This is a genomic window from Pedobacter cryoconitis (assembly GCF_014207135.1).
Taxonomy (GTDB): domain Bacteria; phylum Bacteroidota; class Bacteroidia; order Sphingobacteriales; family Sphingobacteriaceae; genus Pedobacter; species Pedobacter cryoconitis_D.
The window spans coordinates 139,336-162,440 of sequence record NZ_JACHCC010000008.1 but is presented as its reverse complement, the minus strand read 5'-3'; the positions used below and the strand labels follow the sequence as shown (position 1 = coordinate 162,440).

Genomic DNA, 23,105 nt, shown 5'->3' with positions numbered 1-23,105 from the left:
TTAAAATGTCACATTGATGTTGAAACCATAACTTCTTACAGTTGGTGATTGCAGGCCAGTAGCAGCAGTTTCTCCGTTGTACTGATCCAGGTCGACATCCTTAAATCTCTTGTCTTTGTAGAAGTATAAAAGGTTACGGCCAACTAAAGAGAATGAAGCCTTCTGTATAAATGTACCTGCGAGCATTTTCTTAGGTAAATCATAACCAAAAGTTACCTCACGAAGTTTTGCAAACGTTTTGCTCATCAGGTTGGCTTCATCGAAATTATAGTACTTACTTACGTAATCCTGAACAAATACCTTATTCGTATTAGGCGCAAAAGTAAGATCTCCGTAATTCAGAATAGCACCAGTTTTAGAATCGTAATTTATTGAAGCACCGTTAGAAATAACCACACCTGGACCTATGTAAGTACCAGTATAACCTTTTTTACCATAATTTGCCCAATCCTGGTAACGTGCAGCACCCAATGCACCTTCTGCAGTTTCGATGTTTGAACCACCACGCATTGTTTTGTTATGCATATAATCCACTGTTTTTCCACCTACACTACCATCAAACTGAACACCTAAACTGAAATTCTTATAGTGGAATTTGTTGTAAATACTCCATGAGTAATCAGAGTTCATATTGCCCAGATATTGAGGCGCACCAGTGTTAACCAATGGTTTTCCGGCAGCATCATTGATGATCTGACCATCTTTTGTTCTTACGAAAGCTGTACCATACAATTTATCCGTACGGTCTCCTTTGTGGAAAAGGTTGTTGTAAGTATCCTGTACTCCAGGAAGTTCTGTGTAAATCCTTTTGTAAGTTGACCAGTTAACCAATACATCCCATCCAAAACCACCTAAATCTTTGATTGGTGTACCACTTAACGAAACCTCATAACCAGTCTTTTTAGTTTTCAGGGCATTCAGATATAAAATTGAATAACCCGTTGCTGTAGAGATCTGATTAGGTAAAATTGCCGGGCCATCGATATACTGGAACGCCGTAGCACTTAAACCTAAACGGTTAGCTAAGAATTTAACATCAAAACCTTCTTCATAATTTACACGGGTACTCGTTTTGATATTATTCTGATATAAATAATCCGGGCCATAACCAGCTGGCTGATTATTGTAAGGTTTATTAATATTAAAAGAAGAATTCAATGAATAATCCGGACCGTTATAAGGTGACATATAAACGTTACCATAGCCCAGTGGGTTGTTCGTTAAATTCGCTCCTGTTTGTCCGCCGAATGCAGTAATTGAGCTGAATGGGGCAGGGCCGATAGTTGCGCTTGTTGCATCAGTACGTACGTTCGAGAATGATGCCCTTGCTTTCAGGAAGGAAATCAGATCAGGCATTTTAATATAGTCTGAGATCACAGTAGCCAGTGATATACTTGGGTAATAATAAGTAGTTGGCGTCTGGAAGGCCGATGATTTATCTATCCTTCCTGTCGTAGAAAGTGTAGCATATTTACCAAACGAAGCATCCAATGAGAAATAACCACTGAATACCATCATGCTGGAGTTGAAACTCGTAGACTGTACCGGATTTTTAGAGTTACTGAAAGCATATACTTCAGGAACGTTCAGGTAATCTGTAGAAGTCCAGCTCGAATTATAAGTTAAATTACGCAGGTTAGTTCCTACCAAACCTGAAAGGTTTACAAAATTCTTGATGTTGTAATTGAAGTTCAGTAACAACTCATTATTGTTTTCAAATAAGTTACGTCTGTCTTCACGGTAGTCTCCCATATTTCCTTCACGTCCATAAGGGTGAGCAGAGAATGGAAGTTTCTCCGTACGTAAGATATTATAAGTATCGAATTGCGAACGAAGCGTTGCGTTCAGGTGATTATCAATTTTAAAGTTTGCAGATAAATATCCATAAACATCATTTTTATAATGACCTCTTAACCATTTTTCAGTCATCAGATAAGGGTTGTGATAACGCTGATATTCTGCAAACTGCGATTGAACACCCTCTTTACCAGGCTGCCAGATTGCTTTAATATCAGGAGCATTTACATCCCAGTCCGCACCAGTCCAGATAGCGGTACTGTAGATTAAACTTGAAGGTCCGTAATCCGCATCCGGGAAGTTGTCCGTATACTGTCTGTTAAAATCAAGGTTACCTTCAATTTTGAATCTTGGGCTTGGATTAAACGCGCCGTACATGTTGAAGTTAAGAATGTTCAATCCACTATTAGGGATGTAACTTGACTGTTTCTGCTGAGACACTGAGAATCTTGTAGTATAAGTATCTCCTGTAGCACTCAGGGAAACGTTATTATTTGTTTGATAACCAGTTTTAAGGAAGTTTTTCAGGTTATTCTTACCCCTTGCAATATAAGGAGTTCCCTGTCTTACCCCATTGATCACCGGGCTGTCATACTGAGGGATCAATTGTCCTGCAAAATAAGGACCCCAGATATCATAGTCACCATCTACACCACCTGGTGCGCCACCTTTACCATCCACAAACTCATAAAAACTGTTCTCACCAGCACCATACGAATTTTGTAAACGCGGGAAGGTCAAGAATCCAGAGTTAATAACCGTACTGCTATTGATATCAACGGTTAGTCCTTTTTTGTTTTTATCTCCTTTTTTAGTGGTGATTAGAATCGCTCCGTTTACCGCACGGCTACCATATAAAGCAGCAGCAGCAGGGCCTTTCAATACCGTATAAGTTTCAATGTCATCAGGACTGATATTCCAGGTATCTGTGTTGATTGGAAACCCGTCAACCACATACAAAGTCAATTTGTCCCCACGGATCATTACATTGGGTTGTCTGAGTATCTCAGGGTTCGGGCCAACCGATAACCCCGCTACTTTACCAACCAGGCCACTGATTGGGTTAGGGTCACGTGCTTTAAGCAGATCACCGCCATCTACAGTCTGTAAGGCATAACCAATTTTCTTTGTTTCTTTTTTAACACCTAATGCAGTTACTGCAACTTCGTTCAGGACTTTACTGTCACTTTTCAATACCACGTTGAAAAGTACATCGTCACCAATAATGATTTGTTTTTTCTCATATCCAAGGTATTGGAATGATAAAGTCTGGCCCTTTTTTGCAGTTAAAATAAAGTGACCATCAATGTCTGTTACTGTACCCAGTTTAGTTCCTTCAACCAAAACGCTTACCCCAGGTAAGCCCAGTTTAGTTTCGTCGGTAACTTTTCCGGATATCTTAGTCTGTGCCGCCAACACCATTGGGGCGAATAAAAATAAGCATATGGTTACTGCTGATTTTAATTGCTGATAAAGTTGTTTCATCTGCTTTAATTTAGGTTAGAATGAATTCTTGTTTTCATGCAGCAATACTAAACTTTGTTTATTAAAACTAAACTCATTTAGTGTTATCGTAATTTAAACTTTTGGGTGCTATAACGTTTATTTACGTTGTTTTGCAGTAACTCCGTTACCCAGTGTTAACCTGTCCTTAATAAGCAGTTTATAGATTCACGTAAAGTGTGCTTGACGATCGGGAAATAATCCTCACATTTGTCGTTTATATATATCCTTATGCAGATATTGGTTATCGAAGACGAACAAAGAGTAGCTGAGCTGATTAAAAAGGGGCTCGAAGAACTTGGATTTCATATTACCCTCGCTTATGACGGGGAGATGGGAAAAAAGCTGGCCCTGACAAAGACCTTCGACCTCATTCTGATGGATCTGATTCTCCCTAAAATTAACGGGATAGATCTGTGCAGGGAAGTGCGGGTGGCACGTCCCGATATTCCTATTATTATGCTGACTGCTTTAGGTACGACCGATGATAAGATCGAAGGTTTTGATGCCGGTGCAGACGATTATCTGGTCAAACCTTTTGACTTTAGGGAACTCCATGCCCGCATACGTGCTTTGATTAAAAGAAACCAGTCACAGAACAACACCTTTAACCAGGGATTCATTCTGCGTTTTGCAGATTTAGAGATGAACCTCGAAACCAAGATGGTTAAAAGAAACAATGAACCTATAGACCTTACCCCCAAAGAATTTCGTTTGCTGGAATATATGATGGGTAACTCCGAGCGCGTTTTGTCCAGAACAGAAATCGCCGAGAAGGTCTGGGATACCTTTGATTCGGGAACAAATTTTATCGATGTTTATATCAATTATCTGAGAAAAAAGATAGATAAAAACTATCCCGTAAAACTCATCCATACTAAACCAGGTATGGGATTTATATTTAAAGAAGGATGAAAATAAGAGTTAAGCTGCTGTTATTGTTTCTGATGCTTTTTGGGGCATTGCTGTCAGCGTTTGCTGTTTTTATCTATGTATCGACTGCAAAAAGCCGGAAAGATCAATATTATCAGCACTTAAAGCGCGAAGCGATTACAAAAGCCAATTTACTTTTCGATGCGAAAGTTCCGCCTGCCGTATTACAACTTATCTACAAGAACTCTTTAAACTCCCTGTTTGAAGAAGAAGTAGCCGTATATGATACTTCCTTTAACCTGCTTTACCATGATGCAGTTCAGATAGATAAAGTAAAAGAGACTAAAAGGATGATTGATCAGATTACCCTTCAAAAAGAAATAACCTTTGAACAGGGTTCATTACAGGTAGTCGGTCTTTTATATATACATAACCATAAAACCTATGTGATCACTGCAGCGGCAAATGATAAATATGGAATAAGCCGGCTAGAAGAATTTAAGTATACTTTGATTATCTCATTTATCATTATTATCAGTTTAACGATTGCTGCCGGATATTACTTTGTGGGCAAAGCCCTGAACCCCGTCGCCGAAATTGTAGATAAGGTAGAGGAAATCACGGCTACCAATCTGTATAAACGCGTACAGGTTAAAAATGAAAAAGATGAGATAGGAGAGCTGGCCCTTACGTTTAATAATATGCTCGACAGACTGGAGTTATCATTTGATGGTCAGAAGAATTTTGTAAGTAATATTTCACATGAGCTCCGGACACCTCTGGCCACTATAGTCGGTGAATTGCAGCTGGCCCTGATCCGTGAACGCAGTGCTGAGGAATATAAAGAAGTGATCCGCTTATCGCTTAGTGATGCAAGACGGTTAGTGAGATTGTCCAACGGATTGCTCGATCTGGCCAAGGCCAGTTACGATCAGACCACAGTGAGTATGAAGGAGCTGAGGACTGATGAATTGCTGATGGATGCCAGAGAGGCCGTCTTAAAAACAAGTGAGGATTATCGTGTCGATATTGTCTTTGAACAGGAGATCGATGACGATGATGATATCTCGGTCAAAGGCAATGAGTATCTGTTAAAGGTCGCATTTATTAATCTGATGGAGAACGCCTGTAAATTTTCTCCCGATCACCAGTGTACAGTAACAATAAATTCTGATGACAGCAAGGTTAAATTGTCATTCAGGGACTCGGGGATCGGTATTGAGCAGGAAGAGCTTTCCAATATATTTACTGCCTTTTACCGAGGAAAAAATAAAGATTTTAGTCCTGGTAATGGGATCGGCCTGTCTTTAACACAAAAAATTATCACCATGCATAACGGAGTTATCGGTGTGAATTCTACAGTAGGGACGGGGAGTGTATTTACAGTAGATTTACCGCACGTGTAAACCCACCAGATCGGCGTGTTGTTAAACTTTGTTAAAACAAATGTTTTAAAGGGTTATGTATTTACCTTAGAGGAAATAATCTGAGGGTTGTATGATCAAGAAAGGGTACCTTATCTTATGCTTAATTTTTGGTGTGCATCATTTATTAGATGCGCAGGAGTTACTAAAAGTAGAAGGATTAATCGTCAATGAGAACAATGTCCCTTTACCAAATGTAAATTTACGTATCAAAGAACAAATGAGTTCAGTTACGAATAACGAAGGAGAGTTTATCCTGAAGTTTCCTGAAGCGCTGAATAAAGATACACTGAGCATTTCCTGTGTGGGTTTTCAAAGTATTAAAATCCCCTTGTCAACTGTCAGTGGTAAACTCAGACTGATCCTGAAACCTCGGCTTGTTGATTTAGCAGAAGTAGCTATATATTCAGGTACCCCAGAATCAATCGTTAAAAAAGCAATCAAAAATATTCCCGCGAATTACGCACAGACCCCTTTTGAACTGGTCGGTTTTTATAGAGAAATCGCAAAAATAGATGCCGGTTATCTTTCCTTTGCCGAGGCCTCTTTAAATATCCTGATGCGGGGCTATGGTCAGAAAAAAAATAAGGATTTTATCATTGTCAATAAAGAGAGGAACCTGAAAAAGGTTGGTAATGAAGTCGTGAATAATCCTTTTAAAGCCTCGTTAAAAGGAGTGCCATTTGTGATCCTCGAAAATGATCTGATTCAAAACCCCGGTGCTATACTTGGTGAACGTTATCTTGCGAAGTATAATTATGAAATCAGCGGATCATCGAGTATCAATGGAGAAGAAGCATTTGTAATCACCTTTGATCAGAAAGATAATATCAGGGAAGCTTTATATAAAGGGACCATCGTGATAATTAAAGGCAGTTATGCCATTGCTTCTATTGATTTTAGCTTAAGCCCGAAAGGAAAACAATATATAGGATCTGATGTCCCTTTTGTATTGCGGCCGTTGGTAAGATTAATGGGATATAGTTTTCAGAAGTTGAATGAACAATTAAGCTGCCGGTATGCAAAGATCAAAAACAAATGGTACCCACAATTTTACAGCATTGCCACTACTCACCATGTCAAAGCAAGAAAAGAACATATTGATGGTAATTTACAGCTTAGTGCAGAGCTATTTATTTCGAATGTGAATGGGAAGCCGCTGAAAAAATATGATCAGGCCGACAGGATGCCGCGTGATTATAGTTTTAATAAAAATGCAGTTGATTATAGTGACGATTATTGGGGAGACTATAACTTTATCAAACCAACTACTTCTCTGAAAAAAATTGCTGAGACCATTAAGTAGATCTTTCTGGCAGGTACCCATAGTCGATCAGTTCCTGTACGTCATTAATCTTTCTGGTATTTCCATCCTGTATCAGGATAATCGTTTCTGAAATATCCAGTACATTCCTGTAATCATGATCCGTGATCATAAAGCCCTTGTGCTGACTGTGTTTTCTGATCAGCTCCTTGATTAACTTAATATGCAAGGGGGCAATCCCATTAAAAGGTTCATCGAGCAATAAGTATTTTGCATCCGAATAAACCATCAGTAAGATTTCCAGAATCCTTTTTTCGCCACCCGATAACTGGTTCGCCTTTTTGGTCAGGAAAGGTTTAATCAGTTCATGATCCTTTATAACGGCCGCATGAGCCTGATTGCAAAAACAAGAAATGATAGTTTTTATCCGGATGTGACCTGGTAAAAAACTATCCTGTGGTAAATATTGAATCAGATTCCTGGTATCAGCTAAAGAACGCTTCACCTGACCATCAATCGCCACATATTTGTGATCTGCGCTCAAAGCACCGAAAATAATCTTCAATAAGGTCGATTTTCCAGAACCATTTCTCCCTAACAGACCAACAATCTGTCCCTGGCTGCAGGACAGGAAGACATCATTCAGGATCTGTCTTCCCCCGATTTGTTTGCGGACACTATCTACATGCAGTAAACTCATATCAGGATCAATAATAAACCTATAATCACACTAACTATAAAGGTATTCAGCCATAACAACAGTTTACTCAGCCCTAAATTATAATAGAAAAAATATTCGCCTGGGTTATTTACTTCATAAGTAAAATAATGGAAAACAGGAGTGAGGAGCATAAATGCAATTCCTGTCCCGGTATGGAAATTGACCAGCTTCGTCATAAACAGGGCTATCACAGCCGAAAGTGCCAGTGAAGGGATAATCAGCTTCTGGTAAAAAATACACAGACCTTTTATTACGCGTAAATTATTTATCATTTCTGAGATTCTCTGGTTAGAGCCTGTTTAAATATAGAAGTAATCTTGCAGAAAGCCGCTGATGATAAACGGATTAGGAAAACCAGGTTAATTCAGCCTTTTCTCTAATGAATTTCTAATGAATTTCTGTGAGTCCTCTAACTGCCCTTACCGAAGGGCTGCCTTATATTTGCAGCACATTAAAAAACAAGAAAATATGGACTCAGGCCCCTATTCAACGGAAGTATTATTTATTCATTTAACCGTCGGTTAGCCCTCATAACTTATGTTATGCCGCTAACTGGCATAAAGCAAAGTTATGTTCAAATTTTCAAACATTCAGAAAAAACATGCCCATTATATTGCCGATTACAATTATCCGGTAGGCATGGACACCAGACCAACTATTACGTTTGGTATATCCGATAAAATATTCAGCGGACAAAGTTATTATCACCAGTCACTCTCTTTAAGACAATATACAGTAAGATTCTTTTCTTTCCTGCTGTATGGTTTCAGACAAGCTTTAAACCAGTTTAAAAAATGGAGGGCAAGATATGACAATATTTGAATTCACCCTCAGACTGGCCGTAGCATTCGTTCTGGGCGCTGCTATAGGCACTGAGCGTCAGTGGCGTCAGCGCATGGCAGGTTTACGTACCAATATGCTCGTTTGTTTAGGTGCGTGTATGTTCGTATCGCTGGGTGTGAAAGTTGGCGGTGATGCATCAGGCAGAGTAATCTCTTATGTAGTCAGCGGAATAGGTTTCTTAGGAGCCGGCGTAATCATGAAAGATGGCCTCAATGTGAGAGGTTTAAATACCGCAGCTACCTTATGGTGTTCTGCCGCTGTTGGTGCCTCCTGCGGACTGGGGTTCATTCCTGAAGCTGCTATCGTAACTGCATTTGTTATTCTGACACATGTATTAATGCGTCCGGTAGGTGTAAAACTAAGCCGTTTACCTTTAAAAAGTACAAGGATTCCTGTGGCTTATCTGCTGATTATCAAGTGCAGACAAGACGTAGAAAATCACCTGAGAGTTTTATTACTCCAGTTTACCAGTAATGATGACAAACTTTTGCTGAGATCGCTGAAAAGTACAGATGACGGAGATCCGAGCAAAGCCATTATCATGGCCGAGATACTGGCCAATAGCAATGAAGACTCGGTGATGGAAAAAATTGCAGGCCGGCTGACCATTGAACATGAAGTGTCCGAAGTAAGCTGGAATAAGGCTGGCGATGAAAATGACTTATAATAGATAACGCATGAGCTTTTTACTTTTAAAATCAGGCATTATACAGTATGCCATTCTATTTATCACAGTGGGGATCACTGCAGATAACCTGATGATCGCAAAACTAAGCGGTAAAAGGGTCTCAGTGATCAGCCGTGGGAATTGGATACTGATCCTGCTATTGTTGTTCATTACACAAAATCAAATGCTGCTATGGGGGAGGTGGATCACCCGATGGACACCTTCACTGACAGTAAACCAGAAAGACTGGCTGGCCCTGGGCCTGCTGATTTCTATAGGAGTGAAAATGTACACAGATCATTTTCAAAATAAAAAAGAGATACCAGTCATTAACTATACTGCCAATAACCTGTTGCTGCTTGCCTTTAGCTCAGCAGTCTATCTCTTTGTGTTTGGGATGGCTGTACAATGGCTCGACCGGCCGGATACCAATGTGACTATTATCCTGCCGGTTTCTATTCTTCTGTTTTTAGGAATGGGCGTATGGCTTGGCAGATCTCACAGTCATAAACTCATTAACACTCTTCGTACGATTTGCACAGGCCTGCTTATGCTTGGTGTTGTCGTACTCATTTTTCAGCTTATATAATTCACACACCATGACTATCGTTAAAGAAAGTTTCAAAAAAAGAACCACACTCGACAAAAGAAAAATTCTGTCTATGGGTAGCGACGAAGCCGCAGCTACCAAATTACAGAATGTTTCGCGGTCAGATCAGGACTTTTACTTTGCAATGCTGGATAGCAGCAGCGAAGGATTATCCTCTATGCAGTCTAAAGAACGTTTAAGCCGTTTCGGTTTAAATGAGGTTCATCATGAAAAGGCACCTGCCTGGATTAAACAGCTGTTCCAGGCCTTTATCAACCCGTTCATTGGGATTTTACTGATTATTGCGCTTATTTCTTTTATACTTGACGTATGGCTGGCCAGTCCGGGTGAACAGGATTATAAAACGGTGACTATGGTTGGAATTATGGTGATGGTAAGCTCATTGCTCAGATTTTTCCAGGAATACAGAAGTAATCGTGCCGCCGAACAATTAAAAAGTATGGTGAAAACTACCGCTACTGTTTTGCGGAAAGTGACCGGTAAGAAAGAACTCGATATCAAAAAACTGGTTCCGGGAGATATGATTATGCTCTCAGCAGGGGATATGATCCCTGCCGATTGCCGTATTGTACAGTCCAAGGATCTTTTTGTGAGCCAGTCTATGCTCACCGGAGAATCCCTCCCTGTAGAAAAACGGAGCCTTGCCGTTCGTGATGCAGAAGATAAACCGCTGGTAGAACTTGATAATATCTGTTTTATGGGCACCAACGTAGTAAGTGGATATGCCACTGCGGTTGTTGTCAATACTGGTAACCAGACCTATTTCGGTTCACTCAGTAAAGAAATAGTAGGTAAACGTGCAGAAACCAATTTTGATAAAGGTGTAAACAAAGTGAGTTACCTGCTGATCAGCTTTATGGTGGTGATGGTGCCCCTGATTTTTCTGATCAATGGTTTGGTTAAAGGAAACTGGTGGGATGCCTTATTGTTCGCTATAGCTGTAGCCGTAGGTTTAACACCCGAAATGCTGCCGATGATAGTAACAGCCAACCTGGCTAAAGGTGCTGTGAATATGAGTAAACACAAAGTGATTATTAAGAGGCTTAATGCGATCCAGAATATTGGGGCTATGGATGTACTGTGTACTGATAAAACAGGGACATTGACCATGGATAAAATCGTACTGGAACGGCACCTGAATATCTTTGGAGATGAAGATGAAGAAGTCCTGAAATGGGCTTATCTCAATAGTTATCATCAGACCGGATTGAAAAATCTGCTGGATGTGGCTGTGCTCGAACATGTTGAATTACATGATTACCTGAAAGTAGAAGAACACTTCCTGAAAGTTGATGAGATCCCTTTCGATTTTCAGCGACGCAGGATGTCAGTGGTGTTAAAACAAAGAAATGGTAAACATTTGCTGATCTGTAAAGGTGCAGTTGAAGAAATGCTTGATTTATGTAGCCAGGCCTTCGATCCGGGGGATAACAAAGAATTGCATATTGAATCCGATAAGGTTATCCCTATGGACGAAACCATGCGGAATATGATCCTGCGGACTTCTAAAAAACTCAATGCAGAAGGATTAAGAGTCCTGCTGGTCGCTATCCGTGAATTTGACGACAGAGCACTGACATATTCAGTGGAGGATGAAAAAAATATGATCCTGACAGGTTTTATCGGTTTCCTTGATCCGGCAAAACCATCGGCTAAAATAGCGATTGAGGCTTTACAGAAATTGGGTGTCAGCATTAAGGTATTGACCGGAGATAATGAGATCGTGACTAAAAAGATCTGCCGCGATGTAGGTATTCCTTTCGATAAAATTCTATTAGGCTCTGAAGTAGAAAAGATGACCGATGCAGAATTGCAGCAGGAAGTAGGTGACGTTTCAATCCTGGCCAAACTCAGTCCTGTTCAGAAATCCAGAGTGGTTAAAATATTACAAGCTAATGGACATACGGTAGGCTTCATGGGCGATGGTATTAATGATGCGGTAGCCCTCAGAGATGCCGATGTTGGGATTAGCGTTGATACAGCCGTCGATATTGCTAAAGAGAGCGCGGATATCATTCTGTTAGAGAAAGATTTAATGGTTTTACGTAAAGGTGTTATTTATGGTAGAAGAACCTTTGGAAATATCATCAAATACATCAAAATGACTGCCAGTAGTAATTTTGGGAACATGTTCAGTATGCTGGGTGCAAGTGCTTTTCTGCCATTTTTGCCTATGCTACCTGTGCAGATTCTGGTTCAGAATTTATTGTATGATGTTTCGCAGATTTCTATTCCCTGGGATAGAATGGATGAAGAGTTTATTGAAAAACCGAAAAAATGGGATGCTTCAGGAATCAAAAAGTTTATGCTCTATATCGGTCCGATCAGTTCCATTTTTGACTATGCCACCTTTGCCGTAATGTTCTTTGTTTTCAAGGCAAACAGCCCGGCACATCAGAGCCTGTTCCAAAGTGGATGGTTTATCGAAGGTTTACTTTCCCAGACCCTGATTGTACATATGATCCGTACCCGTAAAATTCCTTTTATCCAGAGCTGGGCGACGGCGCCAGTAGTAGCATTGACTTCGCTGATTATGATTATAGGCATATTTATTCCTTTTTCACCTTTCGCAGGAGCTTTAAAAATGGAGCAGCTGCCATTAAGTTATTTCCCATGGCTGATTGGTATACTGGCCAGCTACTGTCTGCTTACCCAATACATTAAAGTTTGGTACATCAAAAGATTCGGACAATGGCTTTAAAAAACAGATCCAGATACAAATGGATACTCGCTTTCGTATTCATCATATTGATAGTGGTACTCGCCGATTGGCTGGAGTACCGCTATCATGCCTCCTAAGTAATATTACAAACTCACACACTAATCAACATGAAATTAAAAACTACCTCTCCGCAATATCTGCCCGCTATTGCCTTGTTAATTATTGGATTTAACTCATCCTGCTCTCAACCTGCTGCCAAAGAGGTGCCTGCAGAATTTACGCTGAAGGGAGATGTGATCACTGTCTCAGAACACTCCCCTTTAAAAGGGAAGCTAAAGACCATCACTGTCCAGACCGAGCCATACCGCCAGGAAATGATGACAGCCGGGACTGTAAAAGCAATTCCAACCCAGTATGCTGAAATCGCACCGCCTTTTCAGGGTAGGGTTACTAAATCGTTTTTAAAACTGGGGATGAAAACTACTCCCGAAACCCCCTTGTTTGAAATCAGTTCACCCGATTTCATTGCTGCACAAAAGATCTTTTTTCAGGAGAAATCGCAGATGCAGCAGGCAGAGAGAACTTTAAAAAGACAGAAAGATTTGATGGCCAACGGTGTAGGAACCCAGAAAGATCTTGAAGAAGCTCAGACAGCTTATGAGGTAGAAAAGAAAGAGTTTGAAAATGCAGTTATCGGGATTAAAATATTCAAAGCCAATCCCGAGAAATTATCCCTTGGGCAGGCCTTGACAGTCCATGCGCCCATTCATGGTGAAGTGATCGCTAATAAAGTAGTTCTAGGTCAGTTTATCAAAGACGATGCTGCCAGTGTAGCTACCGTTGCCGATCTCTCCAAAGTATGGATTGCCGGTCAGGTCAAAGAAAAGGATATCCGTTATATCCAGGAAAAGGATGAATGTGAGATTGAAATAGCCGCTCTACCAGGAAAAAAGATAAAAGGAAAAGTCTACCATGTCAATGAGGTCGTAGATGAAGAAACCAGGAGTGTACAGGTTTTAATCGAATGTAATAACAGCGATCACGCGCTTAAGCCAGGTATGTATGTGTCCGTGAATTTTATCGATGCACCAACCTCGGCCATCCTGGTTCCATTAAAAGCCATCTTACAGATGAACGATGCAAATTTTGTTTTCGTGGTCACCAACGATGGTAAATATTTGAAAAGAAAAGTAGAAACAGGCGGTACCACAGGTGACCGTGTTGTCATTAAATCAGGTCTGGCCAAAGGCGAAAAGATCGTATCAGAAGGTGGTTTTTATCTATTAGAAGCTAAATAAAAACCTAATAAGCCAAACATATGAAACAATTAATTATTACTGCTATCAAAAAGCGGTGGCTTTTTGCTGCGCTGTTTACGCTGCTGGCATTCTTTGGTTACTATTCCTGGAAACAACTTTCCATTGAAGCTTATCCCGATATCGCTGATGTAACCTCGCAGGTCGTTACCCAGGTACCTGGCCTGGCTGCTGAAGAAGTAGAACAACAAATTTCAATACCTATCGAAAGAGCACTGAACGGGCTGCCGGGTATGCACGTGATGCGTAGCCGGAGCCTCTTTGGTCTCTCCCTGATTACCATGGTCTTTGAAGACGGGGTAGATGATTACTGGGCAAGACAGCGGATACAGGAAAGACTGACTGATGTCAAACTTCCTTTTGGTGCTGTACCCGGTCTTGATCCGCTGACTTCACCAACAGGTGAGATCTACAGGTATATTATAGAAAGTAAAAACCATGATTTACGGCAGTTGACCGATTTACAGAACTGGAAGATTATTCCAAGGATCAAGCAGGTACAGGGAGTCGCTGATGTGACCAATTTTGGTGGGATCACGACGCAGTACCAGGTAGAAATTGATCCTGCTAAATTAGCCCAGTACCATATTTCTCTGACCGATGTGCAAACTGCAATCAACAGCAACAATACCAATGCTGGAGGAAGTATTTTAAACAGGGGAGAGCAAGGTTATGTAGTCCGTGGTATAGGTTTGGTTAAAGATCTGGCTGCCCTGGGCGATGTGGTGGTTAAATCAGTGAATGGCGTGCCGGTCTTTGTCAAGGATTTAGGTGAATTGAAATACGGTACACTCGAACGTAAGGGCGTACTCGGATATACCGATAAAAACGTGAATTATTCTGATGGTATTGAAGGAATTGTCGTGATGCTGAAAGGGCAGAATCCTTCCGTAGTACTCGATGGCATTCACAAAGCTGTGGCCGATCTGAATAAAGGCATCTTACCGGAAGGTGTTACTATCCGGGCGTATCTGGACAGGACCAACCTCGTTAATACTACCCTGGATACCGTTTCTCATACCCTTTTAGAAGGAATGGCTTTGGTTATCATTGTGCTGATCGTCTTTCTGGGTAGTTGGCGGGGTGCGCTGATTGTGGCGATTACTATTCCTGTTGCTTTACTTGTCGCTTTTATCCTGATGCATTTTACTAAGATACCTGCCAATTTACTCTCTCTTGGTGCAATAGATTTTGGGATCATTGTAGATGGGGCAATAGTTATGCTCGAAACCATCCTTAAAAAAAGAGAAGCAGATCCGGAAGCAGAATTAGAAGAAAGCTCTATTGCCAAAAGAGCACTGAGCGTGGCTAAACCAATTTTATTCTCCACTATCATCATCATCACTGCTTATCTGCCTTTGTTTTCTTTTGAAAGAGTAGAGAAAAAATTATTTACACCAATGGCATTTACTGTAGGTTATGCCTTGCTGGGTGCGCTAGCCGTAGCCTTGTTGCTCATTCCGGGTTTAGCCTATGCCGTTTATAGAAAACCGGGAAAAATTTACCATAATAAATGGCTTGAGAACTTATCAGTCTGGTATGAAAGAAACCTTAAAAAGGTGATGGACAAACCAAAAAAGGTTTTCCTGCCCCTGGGTTTAGTTCTTGCAAGTGCTGTTGTACTTTCCGTTACTGTAGGAAAAGACTTCCTTCCGCCCCTGGATGAAGGTTCTATCTGGCTCCAGGTGTCTCTGCCCCCGGGGGTTACCCTTCAGAAGTCGAAGGAAATGAGCGATGCCCTCCGTAAAGTAACCATGAAGCATTCTGAAATTACTTATGTCAATGTACAGGCCGGGCGTAATGATGATGGTACAGACTATTTTACACCTTCACATTTTGAAGTTTCGGTAGGTTTAAAACCTTACAAAGAATGGGAAAGCGGCAGGACTAAATCTGCGTTGATTGAAGACCTGTCTAAAGAATATGCGGCTATGCCTGGGTATACCGTTGCCTTTACCCAGCCGATGATTGATGGGGTAATGGATAAAATTGCAGGGGCACACAGTGAACTGGTAGTGAAAATATATGGTAACGACTTTAAAGAAACCAGACGTATCACTGAAAATGTAGTGACCACCTTACGTAAAGTTAAAGGGGCTGTTGATATCGCTATAGATCAGGAACCGCCTTTACCACAACTGCAAATCAGGGTTAACCGCGATGCTGTAGCTAAATACGGGCTGAATATGAGTGATGTGGCCGAACTGGTAGAAGTAGCTATCGGTGGTAAAGCCGTTTCACAGATCTTTGCCGGTGATAAAGTTTATGACGTGATCTGTCGTTATAAAGAGACAAGCAGGGATACCCCCGAGAAGATTGCCAATCTGATGTTAACTTCTTCAACAGGTGCAAAAATACCGCTCTCACAGGTCGCTGATGTTAAAACTGATTTAGGTGAAAGTTCTATTTCCCGCGAAATGAACCGGAGACAACTCACCGTCCGGTTAAATTTAAGAGGATCAGACCTGAGTACTTTCCTGAAGACTGCACAGGCTAAAATTACCCAGGAAGTTAAATACGATCCTGAAAAATATAAAATAGAATGGGGGGGGCAATTTGAAAACCAGAACAGGGCTTATGCAAAATTAGCTGTTGTGGTACCATTGGCCCTTGCCATTATGTTCTTGCTGCTTTATGGTGCTTTCGGGAGGTTCAGACAGGCAGGATTAATCCTCAGTATTGTGCCGCTGGCCTTGTTTGGTGGGATGCTCGCCCTGAATATAAGAGGGATGACCCTCAATGTATCATCGGCAGTTGGGTTTATCGCGCTCTTTGGTGTTGCTATACAAAACGGTGTTATCCTGATTTCTCACATTAACGAACTCCGCAAGAAAGGGTATGACCTGCTCTCTTCAGTAATTAATGGGGCGAAACATAGATTCAGGCCTGTGCTGATGACTGCTACAGTTGCTGCTTTAGGTTTACTGCCAGCTTCACTGGCTACCGGTATCGGCTCTGATGTCCAAAGGCCATTGGCTACGGTAATTGTCTATGGTTTATTTGCTGCAACAGCTATTACTTTATTCGTTTTACCGGCATTGTATTATATCCTGGAGAACAAATGGGGGAGAAATGACTTTAACCCCTCTGCTCAATTAACAGAAGAAAAACAATAAACAGAAACATATGTACCTCAATAAATATATTTTGTCCCTGTTGTTAATGACAGGTTCTGTCTTTACTACAAAGGCACAGGTAGACACGCTTTCTTTAAAATCAAAAATATCTGTGACGCAATATCTCAGCCGGGTAGGTAAAGAGAATTTGGGCTATGCTGCTGAGCAGTATAATGTAAACATAGCCGAAGCAGGAATTGAAACCGCGAAGATTTTTCCTGATCCGGAATTTTCATTCGGTGCATTTGATAACCAGGATGCTAAACTACACCTTGGTCAGGGAGTAACCCTTGGCCTTGGAACGACCATTGAGCTGGGAGGTAAAAGAAATGCCAGGATAAAGTTAGCTAAAAGCGAAACTGAACTGAGTAAATCATTATTGCTCGATTACCTGAGAAACTTAAGAGCAGATGCCGCAATAGCCTATTTCAGTGCAATAGGACAGCATTATCTACTTCAGGTACAGCAGTATTCTTATCAGACAATGAAGCAATTAGCCGATGCAGATGCCATCCGTTATAAATTAGGGGTGATTACTGAAACAGATTCCAGACAGTCGAGACTGGAAGCCAATAATTTACAAAATGGCGTTTTCCAGAATGAGGCCGACTGGAAAAATTCGCTCGTGAAACTAAGTTCTTACATGGGCAAAAAACATCCTGATTCTTTACTGATCCCAGGCGGGGATTTCGAAAATCTGGAAAGAGAGCTGAATTACCAGAACCTGATCAGTATTGCGCAGGAAACCCGGGCCGACGCAGTCGCTGCACTGAACAGTAAAACTGTAGCCGACCGGAACCTGGCTTTAGTTAAAGCAAACAGGACAATTGACCTGGGAATTAATGCAGGTTTGCAGTTTAACGGGGTTTCGACCAATGAAGAAGCGCCCACGCCTTATCATCGTACTTTTAATGCGGGTTTTAGCGTTCCGTTAAAATTCTCCAATCATTATAAAGGAGACCTGAAAGCAGCTCGTTATACCATTAAACAGGCTGGAGTACAGTATGAACAGGTTTTACAGCAAATACAGGTTGAAGTGACACAAGCCTATTTTAACTATATGGCTGCACAAAAACAGGTTCAGCAGTATAAAAATGGTTTGCTTGCAGAAGCCAAAAAGATACTAAATGCCAAAATATACAGTTATAAACGTGGTGAAACTTCATTACTGGAGGTGCTGAACGCACAAAGAACCTATAACGAAGTACAACAGGGATTTTATGAATCACAATCCAATTATGCAGCCGCACTGATTGAATTAGAGCGTGCTGCGGGGATTTGGGACATCAGATAATGGTTAGTCTAGACGCGTAAACAGGCTGGCCCGGCCGAATCCGGTCGGGTCGGCTGTTTACTATTTAAAAAGCGTGATAGTTAACAGCATATTCGTGATTTGTACTATAACGCAAGGACCTGGGGACATAATTTTGCTTGACAATAAAACATTGTTGAGGAAACCGAATTGATCTCATCCTGAAAATGAAAATGTTTATCCGAATACTATTCATCGCGATTATCTTTGTCCTTACAGGTCAGGGAGATCATACGTTGCCGGTACGGATTCAGCATCAGGAAAAGGCTGGCCTGCAATTAGCCAGTAAACACTTCGGACTGCCGGCTTCTCTGACAGCCGACAATCAGTACCTTCTGGACAGGGAAGATGATGACTATAAAGAACAGGGGGCTAAAGACCTGTCCTTTTTTCCTGATCCCGGGTTATTATTTCTTCTTCACCATTTATTTGCAGAACCTTCGGCTATAACGCTGAACCCACTTAGGGAAAAGGAAATTTCTGCTGCCTATACGACGCCCAGGTATATCCTGCATCGTAATTTACGTATTCCTTCCTGCTAATACCTCTTTGATCAATAATCATTGAGGCTGTCTGTCTTCCTGTTGATCAGGATTGACATGCATGCGCTTGCTATTGATTTCAAATAATCTGATTTGTATCTTCCTTATATATAGTAAATTAAATAAAATTTATGCATTTAACTCCTAGAGAAACAGAAAAATTATTGCTGCATCTGGCCGGTGAGCTGGCTGCGAAGCGCCGGGCCCGTGGCCTGAAACTAAACTATCCTGAAGCTATAGCTTACATCAGCGGTGAGTTAATGGAAGCAGCCCGGGATGGGAAGTCAGTTGCAGAACTCATGCAATATGGTGCCACTTTGCTAACCCGCGATGATGTGATGACAGGTATTCCTGAGATGATCCATGACATCCAGATAGAAGCCACTTTTCCGGATGGGACCAAACTGGTGACCGTCCATAATCCGATCCGTTAACCTTAATGTTTCCTTATGATACCAGGAGAATTTTTTGTCAAAGAAGGTGACCTGATCTGTAATGCAGGTCGTCAAACCGTTAAATTAAAAGTAACCAATACCGGAGACCGGCCCATTCAGGTAGGTTCACATTTCCATTTTTTTGAAGTTAACAAGGCGATGTCCTTCGATCGTGAAAAAGCATTTGGTAAGCGCCTCAATATTATTGCTAGCACCGCTGTACGTTTTGAGCCTGGCGAAGCTAAAGAAATAGAACTCGTGGAATTCGGTGGTACACGTCATATTTATGGCCATAACAATCTGGTCAATGGCGATACGACACTTCCACAAAATAAGGCCGCTGCGATGCAAAAACTGGCGGAAAATCAGTTTAAAGATGAATCTGACAGCCAGGTTTAGCAATAATTTTAAAATCTACGAACATGAGTTTGAAAATCAACAGGAAAAACTACACGAATATATTTGGCCCCACTACAGGCGATAAAATACGTCTTGGTGATACAGAGATAATTATAGAGATAGAGGCAGATCATTCCAGTCAGGGCGATGAAGCCAAGTTTGGCGGAGGTAAAACAGTTCGTGATGGCATGTGTCAGTCCTCTACAGCACTCAGGGACCAGGGGGTACTGGATATGGCTATTACCGGGGTTGTTATTATTGAACACTGGGGCATTGTCAAGGCCGATATCGGGATTAAAGACGGAAAGATTGTCGGAATTGGCTGTGCCGGGAACCCGGATACCACAGATGGGATTTCTCCCAATATGATTATAGGTGCTTCTACTGAAGTACATGGTGGTGCAGGTTATATTGTTACTGCCGGAGGAATAGATACCCATATTCACTTTATCAGTCCTACACAAATAGAAACTGCATTATACAGTGGAATTACCACAATGATCGGTGGTGGGACCGGCCCGGCTGACGGAACCAATGCAACCACTGTTACCCCTGGAAAATGGAATATCAAAAGGATGTTGCAAGCCGCAGAAGCTTTTCCTGTAAATGTAGGTTTCTTTGGTAAAGGTAACTGTGCGACAGAAGCACCCCTGGCCGAGCAGATAGAAGCAGGGGCTTTAGGGTTAAAAATCCATGAAGACTGGGGTGCTACACCGGCAACCATTGATGCCTCATTGAATATAGCTGATAAATACGATGTACAGGTGGCGATCCATACCGATACACTCAATGAAGCAGGTTTTCTGGAAGACACCATTAAAGCAATTAATGGAAGGGTCATTCACACTTTCCATACCGAAGGTGCTGGTGGCGGACATGCGCCGGATATCATCAAGGCTGCCATGTATCCTAATGTACTTCCTGCCTCAACAAATCCTACAAGACCTTATACTAAAAATACTATAGATGAGCATCTTGATATGCTGATGGTTTGTCATCACCTGAGTAAAAATATTCCGGAAGATGTGGCTTTTGCCGATTCCCGTATCCGGCCGGAAACGATTGCAGCGGAAGATATTTTACAGGATCTGGGTGTATTCAGTATCATGAGTTCTGATTCACAAGCTATGGGCCGTGTCGGGGAAGTCATTATCAGAACCTGGCAAACAGCCGATAAAATGAAAAAACAACGGAGTTACCTGCCGCAGGATGCGAAAAATGAAAATGACAATTACCGGGCTAAACGGTATGTAGCCAAATACACCATTAACCCGGCGATTGCACATGGTATTTCGGATTATGTAGGTTCACTGGAACCTGGTAAGATTGCCGATCTGGTGATCTGGAAACCAGCGTTTTTTGGGGTTAAACCCGAAATGATTATCAAAGGCGGGATGATCATTGCCAGTAAAATGGGGGATGCCAATGCTTCCATACCAACTCCTCAGCCAGTAATTATGCGCAATATGTTTGGCGCTTATGGCAGGGCGCTGACTAAATCGGCATTTACTTTTGTCTCTAAAGTATCCCTGGATAACGGTATTGCAGCGGAGTATGGTTTGGAGAAGACCTTACTGCCAGTGGTTAACTGCCGTAATATCTCTAAACGGGATATGATCCACAATGATGCTTTACCAGAAATCACAGTTGATCCAGAGAATTATGAGGTCAGAGTAGATGGTGAAAAGATAACATGTGAACCCATTGATGAGGTAGCCTTAGGACAACGTTATTTCCTTTTTTAAAATAGAAGAACTATGATCATACAGGAAATTATCGGAAACAAAAATAGTTATCCTATTGAAGGTCTGGAAATTGACCTTCTTGAGCTCGAGTGGTACGAGACTACCAGGCGGATCCAGCGGAAAAAGACAGCGGCTGGTATGGAGATCGCCATCAGGTTTGTCAGGGAAGGACAGCGGTTAAGACAGGATGATATCCTTTATCTGGATCATAGCAAAGTTGTCCTGGTGGATATCAAACCCTGCGAAGCCATTGTGATCAGTCCCGCTACCTTATTGGAAATGGGTACTGTGTGTTATGAGATCGGCAATAAACATATGCCCTTATTTATACAGGATAATCAGGTTATGATGCCTTTTGAAATGCCCATGTTCCGCTGGCTGGAGGCAAGTGGTTACCAGCCCGAAAAGCAGTTGGTGAAGCTGTTTCATTTATTGAAATCAAATGTAGAACCTCATGGACATGGCCGGGAGGGTACTTCGCTGTTTACAAAAATTCTGAACCTGGCATCGACAAAAGAATAATATGGAACTTAATTTTTTAGGGAGTTTACTGCATCTGGCCGATCCTACATTACCCATTGGCGGTTATAGCCATTCCGGTGGTCTGGAGACCTATGTGCAGCAGGGGATAGTCTGTAATGCAGCATCGGCTAAACTATATGTCACCAATATGCTGGCCCATAACATCAAATACAATGATGCGGCTTTTATGAAACTTGCTTTTGAAGCCGCTGCGCAAAATGATATCGGTTGTATTGTCCGGCTTGATCAGGAGTGTACTGCATTAAAGTCAGCGATGGAAATCCGGCAGGCTAGTCAGAAACTGGGGCTCAGACTAATTAAGATCTTCAGAAGGCAAAAGGTATTCCCTTTAATTACACTTTATGAAAAAGCGATTGCGGAGAAAAGTGCCGAGGCACATTACTGCATTGTATTTGGTGCGTATGCCCAGCTTTTAGGCTTACCGCTGGCCGAAGCGTTATTTGCATTTTATTATAATGCGGCTATTGGTATGATTACCAATAGTGTCAAGCTGGTACCACTGGGGCAGCTGGACGGGCAGGATATTCTTTTTGAGCTTCAGCCGCTGTTAAAGCAGCTGGTTGCAGAAAGTCTGTCGCTCGACCGCAGTCTGGTTGGTTTATGCAGCATCGCTTTTGACATCCGGTGTATGCAGCATGAAAGATTGTATTCAAGACTGTATATGTCCTGATCCTATTCAAATTTTAAAACAGAACAAATGGAAAGAAAATATGTAAAGATAGGTGTAGCCGGGCCGGTAGGTTCTGGCAAAACCGCATTACTGGAAAGATTAAGCCGCAGAATGATGGATCAGTACAATCTGGCAGTAATCACCAATGATATTTATACCAAAGAAGACGCAGAGTTTATGGCTAAAAACAGCCTGCTGGCTACTGAGCGGATTATCGGCGTTGAAACAGGTGGATGTCCGCATACTGCCATCAGGGAAGATGCCAGCATGAACCTGGAAGCGATAGACGAACTGGTTAATCGTTTTCCGGATATTGAGCTGATCCTGATAGAAAGCGGGGGGGATAATCTTTCGGCAACATTCAGTCCCGACCTGGCAGATGTCACTATTTTTGTGATTGATGTGGCCGGTGGTGAAAAGATCCCGCGTAAGGGAGGCCCGGGTATTACCCGTTCAGATTTACTGCTGATCAATAAAATCGATCTGGCGCCCCATGTAGGTGCTAGTCTCGAGGTGATGGAAAATGATGCCCGCAGAATGCGTAAAGGTGCGCCGTTTATCTTTTCTAATCTGATCGCCATGGAAGGCCTGGATGAAGTCATCGGCTGGATTAAAAAATATGCGCTGCTGGAAGATGTAGAAGAACCGCAACTCACCAGATAAG

General features: G+C 41.7%; 19 protein-coding genes and 1 pseudogene. 17 read left to right on the top strand and 3 right to left on the bottom strand.

The features are described from left to right. Positions 1-3,282, bottom strand: coding sequence for a SusC/RagA family TonB-linked outer membrane protein (locus HDF25_RS15900; RefSeq protein ID WP_184626470.1), 3,282 nt, complete (start codon positions 3,280-3,282; stop codon positions 1-3). 249 nt (positions 3,283-3,531) lie between these two features. Here HDF25_RS15900 and HDF25_RS15895 point away from each other — a divergent pair, with 249 nt between their 5' ends. The 3 genes from HDF25_RS15895 (at position 3,532) to HDF25_RS15885 (ending at position 6,903) form a co-directional block, all read left to right on the top strand. After that, positions 3,532-4,215, top strand: coding sequence for a response regulator transcription factor (locus tag HDF25_RS15895; RefSeq protein ID WP_184626467.1), 684 nt, complete (start codon positions 3,532-3,534; stop codon positions 4,213-4,215). Beyond that, a complete protein-coding gene (locus HDF25_RS15890; RefSeq protein WP_184626464.1) occupies positions 4,212-5,579 on the top strand; it encodes a sensor histidine kinase in 1,368 nt (455 codons plus the stop codon). The genes HDF25_RS15895 and HDF25_RS15890 overlap by 4 nt, the downstream gene beginning before the upstream one ends. Before the next feature lie 91 nt (positions 5,580-5,670). Next, on the top strand, positions 5,671-6,903 hold the full coding sequence (locus HDF25_RS15885; RefSeq protein WP_184626462.1) for a carboxypeptidase-like regulatory domain-containing protein: 1,233 nt from the start codon (positions 5,671-5,673) through the stop codon (positions 6,901-6,903). Here the strand turns inward: HDF25_RS15885 and HDF25_RS15880 are convergent. Beyond that, positions 6,896-7,561: an ATP-binding cassette domain-containing protein gene (locus HDF25_RS15880; RefSeq protein WP_184626460.1), complete on the bottom strand. Its 666-nt coding sequence runs from the start codon at positions 7,559-7,561 to the stop codon at positions 6,896-6,898. The two genes, HDF25_RS15885 and HDF25_RS15880, sit on opposite strands and share 8 nt — an antisense overlap. Further along, positions 7,558-7,854 (bottom strand): hypothetical protein, encoded by a 297-nt coding sequence (locus HDF25_RS15875; RefSeq protein WP_184626458.1) that lies wholly within the window; start codon positions 7,852-7,854, stop codon positions 7,558-7,560. Before HDF25_RS15875 ends, HDF25_RS15880 begins: the two co-directional genes overlap by 4 nt. Before the next feature lie 298 nt (positions 7,855-8,152). On the opposite strand from HDF25_RS15875, the gene HDF25_RS15870 reads away from it, so the two are divergent. The 14 genes and pseudogenes from HDF25_RS15870 to ureG all read left to right on the top strand — a co-directional run bounded on the left by HDF25_RS15870 (position 8,153) and on the right by ureG (position 23,104). Further along, on the top strand, positions 8,153-8,404 hold the full coding sequence (locus HDF25_RS15870; protein ID WP_184626457.1) for a hypothetical protein: 252 nt from the start codon (positions 8,153-8,155) through the stop codon (positions 8,402-8,404). Further along, on the top strand, positions 8,391-9,092 hold the full coding sequence (locus tag HDF25_RS15865) for an MgtC/SapB family protein (protein ID WP_184626455.1): 702 nt from the start codon (positions 8,391-8,393) through the stop codon (positions 9,090-9,092). Before HDF25_RS15870 ends, HDF25_RS15865 begins: the two co-directional genes overlap by 14 nt. A gap of 10 nt (positions 9,093-9,102) precedes the next feature. Next, positions 9,103-9,681 (top strand): manganese efflux pump, encoded by a 579-nt coding sequence (locus HDF25_RS15860; protein WP_184626453.1) that lies wholly within the window; start codon positions 9,103-9,105, stop codon positions 9,679-9,681. A gap of 10 nt (positions 9,682-9,691) precedes the next feature. Continuing rightward, positions 9,692-12,403, top strand: a complete 2,712-nt coding sequence (gene mgtA, locus HDF25_RS15855) for a magnesium-translocating P-type ATPase (RefSeq protein ID WP_184626451.1) — start codon at positions 9,692-9,694, stop codon at positions 12,401-12,403. A gap of 128 nt (positions 12,404-12,531) precedes the next feature. Then, positions 12,532-13,662 carry an efflux RND transporter periplasmic adaptor subunit gene (locus HDF25_RS15850; RefSeq protein ID WP_184626448.1) on the top strand — a complete coding sequence of 377 codons (1,131 nt, stop codon included), beginning with the start codon at positions 12,532-12,534 and terminating at the stop codon, positions 13,660-13,662. 20 nt (positions 13,663-13,682) lie between these two features. Beyond that, on the top strand, positions 13,683-16,796 hold the full coding sequence (locus HDF25_RS15845) for an efflux RND transporter permease subunit (RefSeq protein WP_184626446.1): 3,114 nt from the start codon (positions 13,683-13,685) through the stop codon (positions 16,794-16,796). Between the two features lie 10 nt (positions 16,797-16,806). After that, positions 16,807-18,090, top strand: coding sequence for a TolC family protein (locus tag HDF25_RS15840; RefSeq protein ID WP_184626444.1), 1,284 nt, complete (start codon positions 16,807-16,809; stop codon positions 18,088-18,090). Between the two features lie 191 nt (positions 18,091-18,281). Beyond that, entirely contained in the window at positions 18,282-18,650 is a 369-nt protein-coding gene (locus tag HDF25_RS15835) for a hypothetical protein (protein WP_184626442.1), read from the top strand. Between the two features lie 131 nt (positions 18,651-18,781). Beyond that, a complete protein-coding gene (ureA, locus tag HDF25_RS15830) occupies positions 18,782-19,084 on the top strand; it encodes an urease subunit gamma (protein ID WP_184626440.1) in 303 nt (100 codons plus the stop codon). A 15-nt stretch (positions 19,085-19,099) separates the two neighbouring features. Continuing rightward, positions 19,100-19,399 (top strand): annotated as a pseudogene (ureB, locus tag HDF25_RS15825) (urease subunit beta); the annotation flags it as partial. A gap of 107 nt (positions 19,400-19,506) precedes the next feature. Then, complete coding sequence (gene ureC, locus HDF25_RS15820; RefSeq protein WP_184626436.1) at positions 19,507-21,228, top strand: urease subunit alpha; 1,722 nt, start codon at positions 19,507-19,509, stop codon at positions 21,226-21,228. A 12-nt stretch (positions 21,229-21,240) separates the two neighbouring features. Next, positions 21,241-21,750: an urease accessory protein UreE gene (ureE, locus tag HDF25_RS15815; RefSeq protein WP_184626434.1), complete on the top strand. Its 510-nt coding sequence runs from the start codon at positions 21,241-21,243 to the stop codon at positions 21,748-21,750. A gap of 1 nt (position 21,751) precedes the next feature. Further along, on the top strand, positions 21,752-22,441 hold the full coding sequence (locus tag HDF25_RS15810) for an urease accessory protein UreF (protein ID WP_184626432.1): 690 nt from the start codon (positions 21,752-21,754) through the stop codon (positions 22,439-22,441). A gap of 27 nt (positions 22,442-22,468) precedes the next feature. Further along, positions 22,469-23,104 carry an urease accessory protein UreG gene (gene ureG, locus HDF25_RS15805; protein WP_184626430.1) on the top strand — a complete coding sequence of 212 codons (636 nt, stop codon included), beginning with the start codon at positions 22,469-22,471 and terminating at the stop codon, positions 23,102-23,104. The last annotated feature ends 1 nt before the right edge of the window (position 23,105 follow it).